At 50.3% G+C, this 13,409-nt stretch carries 10 protein-coding genes; 6 read left to right on the forward strand and 4 right to left on the reverse strand.

What is annotated here, in order from left to right; all coding sequences use genetic code 11:
- Window positions 1-18 precede the first annotated feature (18 nt).
- Window positions 19-5,052 (forward strand): S-layer homology domain-containing protein, encoded by a 5,034-nt coding sequence (locus ACFQ2I_RS17645; RefSeq protein WP_377566493.1) that lies wholly within the window; start codon window positions 19-21, stop codon window positions 5,050-5,052.
- 124 nt (window positions 5,053-5,176) lie between these two features.
- On the opposite strand, the gene ACFQ2I_RS17650 is transcribed toward ACFQ2I_RS17645, so the two are convergent.
- The gene (locus ACFQ2I_RS17650) at window positions 5,177-5,395 is read right to left on the reverse strand and encodes a hypothetical protein (RefSeq protein ID WP_377566495.1); all 219 of its coding nucleotides are present in this window, start codon (window positions 5,393-5,395) and stop codon (window positions 5,177-5,179) included.
- 484 nt (window positions 5,396-5,879) lie between these two features.
- On the opposite strand from ACFQ2I_RS17650, the gene yunB reads away from it, so the two are divergent.
- Window positions 5,880-6,668 carry a sporulation protein YunB gene (gene yunB, locus ACFQ2I_RS17655; protein ID WP_377566497.1) on the forward strand — a complete coding sequence of 263 codons (789 nt, stop codon included), beginning with the start codon at window positions 5,880-5,882 and terminating at the stop codon, window positions 6,666-6,668.
- Window positions 6,669-6,816: 148 nt separating this feature from the next.
- Here yunB and ACFQ2I_RS17660 read toward each other — a convergent pair whose 3' ends face one another.
- Window positions 6,817-7,815, reverse strand: coding sequence for a M23 family metallopeptidase (locus ACFQ2I_RS17660; protein ID WP_377566716.1), 999 nt, complete (start codon window positions 7,813-7,815; stop codon window positions 6,817-6,819).
- A 356-nt stretch (window positions 7,816-8,171) separates the two neighbouring features.
- On the opposite strand from ACFQ2I_RS17660, the gene lipA reads away from it, so the two are divergent.
- On the forward strand, window positions 8,172-9,131 hold the full coding sequence (gene lipA, locus ACFQ2I_RS17665; RefSeq protein ID WP_377566499.1) for a lipoyl synthase: 960 nt from the start codon (window positions 8,172-8,174) through the stop codon (window positions 9,129-9,131).
- A gap of 20 nt (window positions 9,132-9,151) precedes the next feature.
- Complete coding sequence (locus ACFQ2I_RS17670; protein ID WP_377566501.1) at window positions 9,152-9,844, forward strand: YutD family protein; 693 nt, start codon at window positions 9,152-9,154, stop codon at window positions 9,842-9,844.
- Between the two features lie 59 nt (window positions 9,845-9,903).
- Here the strand turns inward: ACFQ2I_RS17670 and ACFQ2I_RS17675 are convergent, their stop codons facing one another.
- Together ACFQ2I_RS17675 and ylbJ are read right to left on the reverse strand one after the other, a co-directional pair.
- Entirely contained in the window at window positions 9,904-10,701 is a 798-nt protein-coding gene (locus tag ACFQ2I_RS17675) for an NAD kinase (RefSeq protein WP_377566503.1), read from the reverse strand.
- Window positions 10,702-10,807: 106 nt separating this feature from the next.
- On the reverse strand, window positions 10,808-11,881 hold the full coding sequence (ylbJ, locus tag ACFQ2I_RS17680) for a sporulation integral membrane protein YlbJ (RefSeq protein WP_377566505.1): 1,074 nt from the start codon (window positions 11,879-11,881) through the stop codon (window positions 10,808-10,810).
- Between the two features lie 409 nt (window positions 11,882-12,290).
- On the opposite strand from ylbJ, the gene ACFQ2I_RS17685 reads away from it, so the two are divergent.
- Together ACFQ2I_RS17685 and ACFQ2I_RS17690 are read left to right on the forward strand one after the other, a co-directional pair.
- A complete protein-coding gene (locus ACFQ2I_RS17685; RefSeq protein ID WP_377566507.1) occupies window positions 12,291-12,680 on the forward strand; it encodes a globin domain-containing protein in 390 nt (129 codons plus the stop codon).
- Between the two features lie 5 nt (window positions 12,681-12,685).
- A complete protein-coding gene (locus ACFQ2I_RS17690) occupies window positions 12,686-13,408 on the forward strand; it encodes a DUF2225 domain-containing protein (RefSeq protein WP_377566509.1) in 723 nt (240 codons plus the stop codon).
- Window position 13,409 lies beyond the last annotated feature (1 nt).

Consider the following 13,409-nt stretch of genomic DNA (forward strand, 5'->3'; position numbering starts at 1 on the left):
AATCAAGGTAATCAAGGAGTGGTTAAAATTAGTAATTATCAATCCGTTCAAAAAATAATCGTTCTTGCACTTACGGTCTGTATTTTTATAGGGATGATGCCTGGGCAATCGACACAAGTTATCGCAGCGACGGACACATGGAATGGGACTGTGGCTTCCTCCTATGACGGAGGAGCTGGGACATCTGTCGATCCGTATCGAATCGCTACTGGAGCACAGCTTGCGTATTTAGCCAGTCAGGTGAATACCGGGACAGATTATAGCGGAAAGCACTTTAAACTTACAGCAGATATCGACCTCAACAATAATGAGTGGACGCCTATCGGCGGCAAATACAGCGCAACAAATAGGAGTTTTACTGGCATGTTTGATGGTGATGGACATGTTATACGCAACATGACGATTACTACTGCAGAGACGCATTGGGTCGGTTTATTCGGAATTGTGGGCGACGCAACGATCAAAAATCTTGGTGTGGAATATGTTCAGATCTCCAATCCTGCGACCAACGGAAGAACGGGGGGGTTGGTAGGATATAACTGGGGCTATCCAGTTACCATTATTAACTCTTATACGACCGGAAGCATCACAGCCGGACAAATGGGGCAATCGATTATAACTCTCCGAGTCGGCGGGCTAGTTGGCTATTCTACTGTAAATAATGCCAGCGTTACCAACAGTTATTCCACCGTAAATGTGACAGTGAACGGCAATGGAGGCAGAGCCGGCGGCTTAGTGGGTCGAACGGGAGGCAACGGATTAGAAGCAGTAAAAATATCAAACAGTTACGCAACGGGCACGGTTACAGCCAATGGGACAGGCAACTATACTGGCGGGCTTGTCGGATTCCAAAACGAAGGAGTGATTGACAACAGTTATTGGAACAGTGACAAGGCTTCGACAGGTGTAGGCTATGTAACCGATTATAGCGGAACTTCCAAAACGGATGCGGAGATGAAGGCAGCAGCATTCGTCACACTGTTGAATCAAAACAGAGGTCCGGATGCGGAGTGGATTAGTGATAGCGGCTCGGTAAACGGCGGGTATCCCACATTATCTAATATCGGAGCAGGCAGAATCACTGTGCAGGACAGTACGGTCAACCCAACGATAGCGACGTTCGACAAGTATGACCAGGCGGCGACCTACTCAGATATGACGATCGCGATCACGCCGAACGGGAATACGTTCATCGATGTGCTACGAAGTGGGACGGGCATCGGTGCCGGCAACTATAGCTTTAACGATCCGAGCCATGTACTGACTATCAAGAAAGAGTACTTAGCAACGCTGGGAACAGGAGCGCAAGTATTCACCATTGACATGAGTGCGGGAATGGATCCTACCTGGACGGTTACGATTAGCGATTCGACACCTTTACAAGCGAGTGGGCTGACGGTGTCGGCCAATGATGTAACGGGATCCGAAGCAGATGGCAAAACAGTCATCGACGTTGCGGAGACGGCAGGAGCCGAACATAAATTTGTCTATAAAAATTTCGAGGAAAGCTCCGTTTCAGTGCCGAATGTCGGTGACACTTTAACTGGATATGTCGACTTGCCGGCTGATGGCATCATCGAAGCGGCCAATGGGGATATCATTGCGATAGCGGAGATTGACGCAGATGGCAAGGTGGTGAAGTTCGGAACAACGGTAGCGGCTGTGGTAATCGAACATGCAGTCATCTATGCAGAGGGTGCTCACGGAAGCGCTAGTTCAGCAAGTGAAGTTGTTGTTGATGGACAAAGTCCCTCTCATGTGCCAACGATTATACCGGACAGTGGCTATACATTTGCCGGATGGAGTTCAGATGGCGGAACTACATTGCTCCATACAGCAAATGTGGAAGCATCAACGGTAACTGCCGACATCTTGTATACGGCGTACTATTCAGCGAATGCTTACACGGCAAGCAACAGCTTGAGCGCAAATTCAACGACCATACCTCTAGGAGTTGGTATTGCATTATCGGCGACGGGTGACCGTCAATCAGCAATCGGCGCAGTCGTTGGAGATGAGCAGTATATCCCGATCAGCTGGGTATCAACAGAGACAGGAAAGCAGGGATTATTCACTGAAAGCACGGGCAGTTATACTTCAACCTACGCGCCTTCTGAGGTCGGAACATATACAGTTACGGCGACCTTTCAAAAGAAAGTGTGGGACGGCGATTCATGGGGCAATGCCACCGGGGAGACAGATACTAAAACCATTCAAGTAATAGTGGAGAATGTACCCATAACCGTAACGCCAGAAGCAGCAATCACGTTACCGACGCAGTTATATATGGCCTATAATAATACAACTGTCTATGAACAGATTACCATCTCCAAACCTAATGGAACAACGATTTCAAATGTGACTGCCTTACTTGGCGATGGAGAGCAATCAAAATTTATTGTTGGAACTTTGAACAAGGACTCTTTCATGCATGCAACATCAAATAGTATTACTCTATTAGTGAAACCCAAAAACGCTCTGCCCATTGGTACGTATACCGAAACATTAACAATTGCAGGAGATGATGCCATCAGTGACATGATTGATTTGTCGTTCACGGTTGATCCTCATCCTGACGGAACGATCCTCTTACTTCCAGCTGACAGTTATAACTTTGATACAGCTGGAACCTATTATGAAGGATACAGCGCGATTCCAAAACTTCAGCTATCTTTACAAAAGGTAGGGCATACTTTTTCGAATGTACCCAATGTACAGGTGAGCTTCGGTAAAGGAATTGAATCGCCATTTACAATTGGGAGCGTTCCTTCAGGCACATTGGCGCCGGGAGTAGCCTCTTCTACCGCTCTGATTGGTGTGAAATTGAATCTGCCTGCCGGCGTTTATCATGACACCTTGACCGTAACAGCTGATGGAGGGGTTTCCGAGTCTATCGATCTTTCAGTAACCATTCACGAATTAGTACAGGCAGATGCTCCGACTGCTGACATTGCCGATGGCATGATCATATCCAACAACAGCAAAGTAACACTGAGCTCTAGTACCGCTGGAGCGACGATATATTACACGTTGGATGGAAGTATTCCTACTACCGGCAGCTTGAGTGGTACGAACGTTACAGTTTCAGCTGCTCCAGGTCATTCGGTAACGATAATGGCCATTGCGGTGAAGGACGGCATGGCAGATAGCGAGATTGCGACCTTTACTTATACAATTGTGAACTTGCCAGATGCCCCTGCGAATCCACAGAATCTGGTTGCCGCATCAGGAAATCGCCAGATTGACTTAGGATGGAACACGGTTACAGGCGCAACATACTACAATTTATATATGTCAACTACACCGGGGCAATTTGATGTTATGCCCATGGCGACTGTAACCGAAGCCACCTATCAGGTTGACAATCTGACCAATGGCACTGTGTATTACTTTGTTGTGAAAGCTGGTAACGATGGAGGGTTAAGCGGTAACTCCAACCAAGTGGGCGCTACGCCCGCAACGATTCCATTCCCAATCACTCATGTATCGGCAGTAGCTGGCAACGGCAGCGCAATCATCACCTTCACTGCTCCGGCCGATAATGGAGGAAGTGCAATAACAGAGTATGAAGTGACCGCATCTTCTGGAAATATCGTCGTTACAGGGATGTCAAGTCCGATTACAATAACCGGTTTAACGAATGGGACGACCTACACGTTCACCGTGAAATCGATCAATTCCCAAGGGAAGAGTGCACAATCGGCGGTGTCGAACGAGGTCATACCAAGTGCGCCGTCAAGCCATGAAGACGATACCAGCGATTCGCCATCACAGCCAACCTTGCCTGCCGGGCCGGAACTGACAGCAGTGGATGTTCTGGTCAATGGTAAAAGAGAGAATGCGGGAACGGCAATGAAAGAAAAAGTGAACGGGCAAGAAGTAATGACAATTGTCGTAGATGAAGAAAAGCTTCATCAGCGTCTTGAAGCAGAGGGCAAAGGCGCTGTAATTGCGATATTCGATTCAAGCGGCAGCGATGTGGTGATCGGTCAATTAAATGGACGTATCATCAAAAAAATGGAAATGAAGCAAGCGGTAGTAGAAATTCGTACCGATCAAGCTACTTATACTTTACCTGCTGACCAAATAAATATTGATGCCATCTCGAAACAGTTTGGTACAGCTATTCAATTACAGGACATTAAAGTGAAAATTGAGATCGCAACACCGCTTAGCAACACCATTCAAATGGTAGAAGATACGACAAATCGTGAAGGGTTTACGCTTGTAGCGCCTCCAATACAGTTTAAAATAACTGTTGTCTACGGCGACCGAACAGCAGAAGTTACGAAGTTTAATGCGTATGTGAAGCGCACGGTTGTCATTCCTGAAGGGGTTGATCCGAGCAGAATAACAACTGGTGTAGTGATAGAGCCGGATGGAACGGTTCGCCATGTACCTACGAAAATCATCGAGATGGATGGCGTCTTCTACGCACAAATAAATAGTTTGACCAACAGTATTTACTCGGTCGTATGGCATCCGCGAGAATTCCATGATATGAAGAACCATTGGGCGAAGGATGCAGTCAACAATATGGCCTCTCGGCTAATCGTTAGTGGCATCGGCAATGAGATGTTCAGTCCAAATCGTGAAATTACTCGCGCTGAATTTGCAGCCATCATCGTTCGAGGTTTGGGATTGGGATTAGAAAGTGGAGAGAGCGTTTTTACAGACGTTAAAGTTACCGATTGGTATAGCAGTGCCATTCAAACCGCATACGAGTACGAATTAATAAGTGGATATGATGACGGTACGTTCCGTCCGAATGAAAAGATTACCCGCGAACAGGCGATGCTCATCATTGCCAATGCAATGAAGATAACGGGGCTGAAAGATAATCTTGCAAAGGAATCAAAGGATGCTGCTCTGCAAGCTTTCGAAGATAAGGCACAGATCTCTGCATGGTCAATAGCGGGAGTTGTTGATACTATACTAGCAGGTGTCGTGTCTGGAAGAAGTCCTAATCATTTGGCTCCGCAAGACTTCATTACACGCGCAGAAGTGGCAACGATCATGGAGAGAATATTGGAAAAATCTGATCTGATTTAGTTAGTTAAAAAAACAGTTCCTTGGCTTTCAACCGAGGAACTGTTTTTAGTGTGGTTCGCCGCTATTATCCCCGTCTGATGTTCTTCTTGCCGCTGAGTCATATCAGTAGGAGAACCGGTTCCGGTTAGGTACGCTTTCTCAGCTCGAAGAATTCACATGCCGATCTGCGATGATACATGAGATCGCCTACACCGGACTGGGTCACAACGGTATCGTCATCGAATCGGACAATGCTGGAGGACATATCGATAATGGCATTGTTTTGAAAGACGCGTATTCGCTTCTCCCGCTCCATCGCTTCTTGGAAATCGGCATCCCTTAACAGCTTGCGGTTCATGGACATGGTCAATCTCTCTCCTATCTATATGAACTGAAATGGCATGAATGCACCTATGCAAAAAGCTTTGCTTTAGTGTAGCTCATTAAAGTCGCTTGTACAACCAAACGCAATAATATAGATCGTGATGCGCGCGTGTATAGGGAGACAGCTTTTTCGTTGGAAGAGGCGGCTGTAGAGGAAGGAAGCAGCGGATGTACAGGTCCCTTCTTTTTTGAGACGCGGCTGCATATGCATGGAAGGTAGACATGCATTTCATCGCAAAGGAGGGAGCGGAGTGGCAAGATGGGGAAGACGAGGTTGGAGGATGCGGCCGCCTGGCTCGTTTCGATTCAATTTGCGGCTGTTTTCTCCTTATCAACGCATAAAGCCCGTGAGATGGGGATCCTCCCGTACGAAAATGGGATGGGCGCACCGGACGCAACCGGCAAAGCGAAGCCAAAGCAAACGATTGTTTGGCGGTACACCTAAAAAGTGGGGTCGACGCCCATTGGTCACCGCGTTCTCGCTTGGCCGGGGAACGAGCGAATCAGGACCGGTCCGCCGCCGACCGCGCATGCGGAAGCGAAAGCTGTTTTTGCTCATTTTGTTCGTCATGATGCTATTGTCGATTCCGGCCTTCATCTTCATCGAGAGTAATCTGCGCGAGCCGCTTATGAATATCGCGAAGGTGCGGATCAAGCAAGTGGCGACGCAAGCGATCAATCGGGCGATTACGGAGCGGGTGGCGAGGGATGCGGAGTCGGAGAAGCTGATCGACTGGAAGATGAATGCCGACGGCAAAATATCCGGGTTCATGCTCAATTACGCGGAGCATATGAGCATTACCTCGGACACGATCAATACGGTGCAAACGACGTTGAATCATATTAAACATATTCCCGAGCATATCCCCGTCGGCCATGCGCTGGACAGCGCCGTGTTATCCTCCTTCGGTCCGCGGGTGCCCGTGCGCTTCGAGCCGGTAGGCGCGGTGAAGGTGGAGCTGAGCACACGGGAAAGAAATGCGGCGATCAATATGGTATTAGTGGAGGTATACATTAATGTTATTGCCGAAGTGTCTATTATTATTCCGTTCGATACTGAGCCTGAGCTGGTAGAGACGGACATTCCGATCTCCTATCTGCTGGTGGTCGGAGATGTGCCGATGTACTATTACGACAGCAGCGGGAAGGCGATCGGTGAGAATGCGCCGCAGGCTCCCAATATCTCGGTTCCCCTGCCGCCTGGCGCCGGAGTGTCCACGAATCAGGAGGAACGGGATGCGGAGTTGCCTTAATTACCGAACCGATCAGGTATGGAATCGTGGAAGCGGCAACGGCTGCATGGCCACAGGCTGCCCTTCAGAAGCAGGCAAGTGCCATTCCTATCATCTCTTGTCGCAAGTCAACAAGCGGCTCGACCATACGGTTGAGCCGCTTGTTGACTTAACGGTTGGCACGAAGCCGCTTGCGCTCGGCTTGCTCCCAGCGTTTCAGGCTGGGATAGGGATCGAACGCCCACTCCAGCAATCCTCTATCGCTATATATGCCATAGTGAAGGTGAGGCGGGAACTTGCCTTGCGTGCCGGGCTTGCCGTAGCCGGAGCTCCCTACCCAGCCAATTACCTGCGCAGGCTCGACAATATCCCCTATTGCGATGTTCTTGTCGAAGCCGGACAGATGGGCATAGTAATGGTAATGATTGTTCAGATCCCGAATGCCGATGCGCCAGCCGCCATAGCGGTTCCATCCTTTTATCTCCACAATGCCGTAGCAAGTAGAGCGGACAGGGGTGCCATGACCTGCGAATATGTCGGTGCCCTCATGAATACGCCTGCCTCCCCATCCTCTTCGATCTCCCCATGTATCGCGATAGGAATAGGAGTTGCCAAGCGGAAGCGGGAACGCATGCATGAACAGATCCAGCTTGCCGTAATGCCGGTAGATGGATGCGAACTGCTCGACCCGTTGAACCGCTCTGCTGTTCTGGTAATATTCCCATACCCCTACGGGCACATCCTCGTCCGTTACGCCGTAGGGCGTGATCTGATGAAGGAGAGAATACAGAAGATCGGCATCGCTGTTCCTCTCGGCAAGCCCGTTGCCGTCGCCGTCTCTTCCAATGCCTCGGAACCACTGGATAGACGCCGGCAGCGTATCCTCGTAATCGGGGTTCATGGCGCCTGCCCATCGTTCAGGCTCGATATAAATACCGGTATGCTGCCCCAATAATGGACGCGCTTTTGGGCGAGCTTTGGACAATGTTCGTTCATACTGGTCGATCGCCGCGATCCAATACCATGGAAGCCCAGTGACAGCGGCAAGGTTAGTGTACATTTCTTGTCTGACCGCAAAGGGATCTTCTGCAGCTCCTTTCTCTGCCGGCTCAGCTGCTGTCGCACTGTCGCCGGGTTGCTTCTCAGTCTTGTTGATGATGCGGAACAAATGTAGTTCGCTGCTAAGAGAAGCAGCCTCCGAAGCGAGCTGAATACCCGGAGTGCCAAGCAATGCTGAAGCAATCAGTATCGATGTGACAGATATGATGATCTTCAAGTGGTCTCACCCTTTCCCGGATCACATAGTTCTACAGGTATGTTTTGCAGTTGTTAGATTTTTATCCGGGACAATTACCGATCTCATTATGAGATGAGTTGCATTCGTATAAACTATCGTTCCTGTTATCCGAGTACGCGGTTTTTTTACTTTTTTCATCCAAGTCATGTTATAATGATGGCATTGCCGGCAACATTGCAGGTGAGGCGATGCTTAAATTTAACTGATCTTGAAAGCAGGTAATGGGAATGACGCAACGCAACAAACGTGAAAAACTTCAAAAGCCGGACTGGCTTCGGATAAAATTAACGACAAACGGTAACTATGCGGAAATTAAAGATATGATGCGCTCCAAGACACTTCATACGGTGTGCGAGGAAGCACGCTGCCCGAACATATACGAATGCTGGGCGAATCGCACGGCCACCTTCATGATTCTGGGAGACATCTGCACGCGGGCCTGCCGCTTCTGTGCGGTTAAGACGGGTATGCCTACAGAGCTGGATCTGCAGGAGCCGGAGCGCGTAGCGGAAGCTGCGGAGCAGATGGGCCTTCAACATTGCGTCGTCACGTCGGTTGCGCGTGATGATCTCGCTGATGGCGGGGCATCGATCTTCGCTGCGACGGTCAGAGCGATCCGCAAGCGGTTGCCCTTCTGCCGCGTCGAGGTGCTTATTCCCGACTTCATGGGCAACTGGGATGCGCTTCAGGTCGTCATGGATGCGAATCCGGATATACTCAATCATAATATCGAGACGGTGGAGCGCTTGTCTGATCGGGTACGGGCTAAAGCCAAGTATAGACGTTCGATTGAATTGTTGAAGCGCGCCAAGGAGATGAAGCCTAAGATTCCAACAAAATCCAGCATTATGCTAGGAGTCGGAGAGCAATGGGATGAGATTGTTCAGGCCATGGACGATCTGCGCGCAGTGGACTGCAACATACTAACACTTGGACAATACTTGCAGCCTACACCGAAGCATATGCCGATCGAACGGTATGTGCATCCCGACGAATTCGCCAAGCTGAAGGAAGAAGGCAAGCGCCGCGGCTTCCGCCATGTGGAGTCCGGTCCGCTCGTTCGATCCTCTTATCATGCGCATGAGCAGACAGACTCTGCCCAACGCGCGTTTGAAGCGGAATCCGCCACGATCGGTGACAATATGGAGAAAATAACTGGCGGCTGTTCGACAACTGCGCTGTCATGATGCTGGAATGAGGTGAAGCAATGGCTTTGATTCATATCGGTGGCAAATCGTATGAGCTGGTGCACGAGAATCGGGACGGCTGGAACGCCGAAGCGTTCCGCAACCGCTATAGCGAAGTGCTGGAGAAATACGATTACATTATCGGTGACTGGGGATACAATCAATTGCGCTTGAAAGGATTCTTCCAGGATGGCAACGGGAAGGCGACGAAGGATTCAACTTTCTCTTACGCCTCGGATTACATCAACGAATACTGCAATTTCGGTTGCGCTTACTTCGTATTGGAGAAGAAGAGCGGCGGACGCATCGAACCGGGAGACGAGAATCTGGATCTGCTGGAAGAGCCTGTGAGACATAGCGGAGCTGCTTCGAGAGAAGCGGTGGTGGATGTGAAAGCGCAATCCGGCGGACAAACCGTTGCGCAGTCCGGCGCTCAGCAGGCTCAGGCAACATCAACTCCGGCTGGGAAACGCTCCGGCGAGCAGCCGGGAGACGAAGCGCCCCCGACGAGGGATAATCACGGTGGAGGCAGGCGGCAGCGTCAACGTTCGGACGGTCAGGAGAAGCGTCAGGAAGGACAAGCCCGTCGTCGCGACAACCGCAGAGGCGGCAAATACCACGATCAGAAGAACAAAAAGTCGGTAAAAACGGCCGCCAATGAAGCAGCGGCGACTTCGGAAAACGGACGCAATAAAAACAGCGGTCGCTCTTAGGAGTAGCCGCTGTTTTTATTGCTTTATAAGAATTTATGTGATCGTGCTTGGGAGACGAGCTACTTCACGTCATAGCCTAGGAAAGCTTCGCGGACCCGGTTCCAGAATGGGAACGGTCGGTAGCGCGCGAAGCTGACTACATTCGAGGCGACCGAGCAGCGAATGGAACGAATGTCGGTATGCATCTGATTGATATGATCGATCGCCAGCTGGATGCGCTGCTCCTTCCTGGAAATGATGTCGCAATGATGATGCTTCGGGAGCAGTACGGATGATCCCAGCGTTCGGAATACTCGATTGTTGATGGAGGCGATCTCCGCGATCTGCAGCGATTGAATCGACGGGTGCACGATGGCCCCTCCCAGGCTCTTGTTGTATGCGGTGCTTCCTGATGGCGTGGAGATGACGATGCCATCGCCGCGGAACATCTCGAACAGCTCATCGTTAATGTCGATTTGGGCGACTAGCGTGCCGTCTACGCCCTTCAATGTAAATTCATTCAACGCCAGATAAGTGAGGGTAGCATCGCTTGTCTCCACCTCGATCTGGGCGAGTGGATACTTCACGATCTGAGGCGGCTTCTCCGCCATATGAGCGACAAGCTCCTCCAGCTCGTCCGCCTTCCAGTCCGCGTAGAAGCCGAGGTGCCCCGTATGAATGCCGACGAATGCGACATTGGCGATTCGGTGTACATAGGTGTGGAAGGCCTCCAACAACGTACCGTCTCCTCCGATGGAGATGACGATGTCCGGCTGGTCGCTATGGCGAACGAATCCTCGCTTCTCCGCTAAGGTATGGAATTGCTGGGCGAGCGACTTCGACAATTCGTCTCCCCGGTCTATTACTGCGTATCTCAATGATGCTTCTCCTTCCGTGCAGTACAATACTACTTAGATCATATCGTACAACCGCTCTGAATTCAATGTGCGGATTGCTTAAGGCATATCCTTCGTATACCCGCTACTATGGCCCCAGAGTACCCCAGAGCAGATAGACGATCAGCATTGAAATGAAGCCGTGCAGCAGGCGAGAGAACAATAGAGGCTTGTAGCGAATAGCTGTCCGGCTTAACAAGCTGACGATCTGAGCATGGACCGACAATCCACCCCATGACAATATCCATGCCGCAATAGCCGCCTGGTGCATCAGGCCGGTTCCCGCCGTACCGGCTGAGCGGGCGCCTAATGTCACTTCGAAGATGCCGAAGATGCCGGCATCGGCAAGCGGCTCCGGCAGTCCGATGAGTCCGAACAATAGCCGGAGTAGTTCTGTCAGGCCTTCCACGAGCCCCGCATGGGTAAGCGTCTCCATCACGACGGAGAAGACGACGACGAGGCCGCCTACGACGATCATCAGTCGAAGGGCCGACTCGACGGCATCCTGCAGCAGCTTGCCCAGTTCCCTGCCATCCAGCAGGCGCGCTTCGTGCATGGCCCGGAGCGCCGCATACAATCCGCTGCGACGTCGCTGAGGGGCAGACGACTTCGGCGTGCTGGATGCCTGTTCATACCGCTCATGACTTCGACCGTGATAACGCATCAGCAAGCCGATGATCAGTCCGCCGCCATAATGAGCCACAGCAAGCAATGGAGCGAGGGCAGCATTTTGGAAGAAGCCAATGCAGACAGCTCCGATCAGAAAGACCGGATCGGAAGTTGTGGTGAACGCTACGAGCCGCTCGCCTTCAATCCGATTAATATGCCGTTGTTCCCATAGCTGCGCCGTCAACCTTGCCCCTACAGGATAGCCGGACATATAACCCATGGCAACGACAAAGCCGCCAATGCCGGGCAGCCGGAATAAGGGACGCATATAGGGGTCAAGCAGCTTGCCGAAAAAGTGTACGATGCCGAAGCCTAGCAATAGCTCGGATATGACAAAGAACGGAAACAATGCGGGAAACAAAACATCCCACCATATGGCCAGCCCTCGAAGCGAGGCATGCAATGTCTCCGTAGGGTAATAAGCCATCAGCCACGAGATGAACAGTGCGATTATTGCCGTGATTGATAGCGGGTGAGCAAGCGTGCGGAGCATATGCCGTTCCCCTTTTCCAAGGAAATTTGTACAACCCTCTCTATACATATATGAGTGAAGAACGGCTCCCATCACTGCAAGCGGTCAACAGAAGGAACAGGTTTACGCAATTGTCGGTAAGCGTTTGCAGAAAAGGGTGCCTTTTTGCTTCCATTCATGGTACAATAGTAACAGCATACAACGCTTGGAGTGATGAACATGAGTATTATCGCCGGCCTAATTGCTTGCGCTTTTGTCTATGTCATCAAGGAATCAATCACTCACCCCCATGACGATAACTATAAATTCTGATTATAGAGGAAAATATACCTAGCCCGCGTCCAGTTATGCGGGTGTTTCTTTTTATTTCCTTCTAACAAAGTTCAAAAAGATAATGCAAAATACCTAAAAAACGGAGATGGAATTGACGATGAATAGGAATATAAGCCTTTACGAGGCGATCGGCGGAGAGAATACAGTACGTGAAATAGTTGAGTCTTTTTACCCAAAGGTGCAAGCTGACCCTTTAATTGGTCATTTGTTCCCCGCTGATATCGAACCGGTAATGGAAAAACAGTATCAGTTTCTTACTCAGTTTTTTGGTGGTCCTTCGCTTTATTCGGATCAGTACGGGCATCCTATGATGCGTGGCAGGCATTTGCCATTCCCAATCACACCCCAGAGGGCGGAAGCCTGGCTGAATTGCATGAGAAGAGCGCTTGAAGAGATTGCGCTTGAGCCTGAGCTTCGGGAGATTGTATTGCAACGTTTGTCTGGGCCGGCACACCACTTTGTGAATACTTCAGAAGAGGAGACATGAATGATATGGAACCGCTGTACGAAACAACCATTCCCTGCATCTGCTGCGAGACGCCTTTTACTACTTCCAAGGTTAGACCCAGCTTTAAGAAAGCAACCCATGTCGATTCCGATTTTTGTGGACATTACAGCAATGGCATCAATCCCGACTTCTATGTGGTACGAGTATGTCCGAGTTGTGGATATGCCTTTACGGAGAACGGATTCGAGTCGCTGACTCAGGAACAGAAGGAACGATATTTCGAAAAGATAGGGACTCATTGGAACGGGAAAGGGCTGGATTTCAGCGGAGAGCGTACAGCGGAGCAAGCTATGGTTTCTTATAAATTGGCGCTTATGGCAGGACAGGCTACTGGAGTCAAGGACCGTGTTATTGCGGGCATACTTCACCATATTGCCTGGCTTTACCGCTATGAGGACAATCAAGAGCAGGAACGCAGATTTTTGAAATATGCGCTCGAGGCTTATATATCCGTCTATGAGACGGAGGGCGTCTCGCTGAACAATACGAAGCTGATGTATCTCATCGGGGAGCTGAATCGCAGGATTGGGGAGAATAATGAAGCGATAAAATGGTACTCCCGCATCGTGAATGATAAGCGGATCACGGATGCCGCCATGATTCGGGCGAGCCGGGAGCAGTGGCAATTAATTCGTGAGGAGATGGAGGAGGAGCGGCTTGGCAAACGCAAGGATCAATCCTCATCCCACACGATGAACAGCGCGTAGC

This window comes from Paenibacillus chungangensis (assembly GCF_042675905.1).
Classification (GTDB): domain Bacteria; phylum Bacillota; class Bacilli; order Paenibacillales; family Paenibacillaceae; genus Pristimantibacillus; species Pristimantibacillus chungangensis.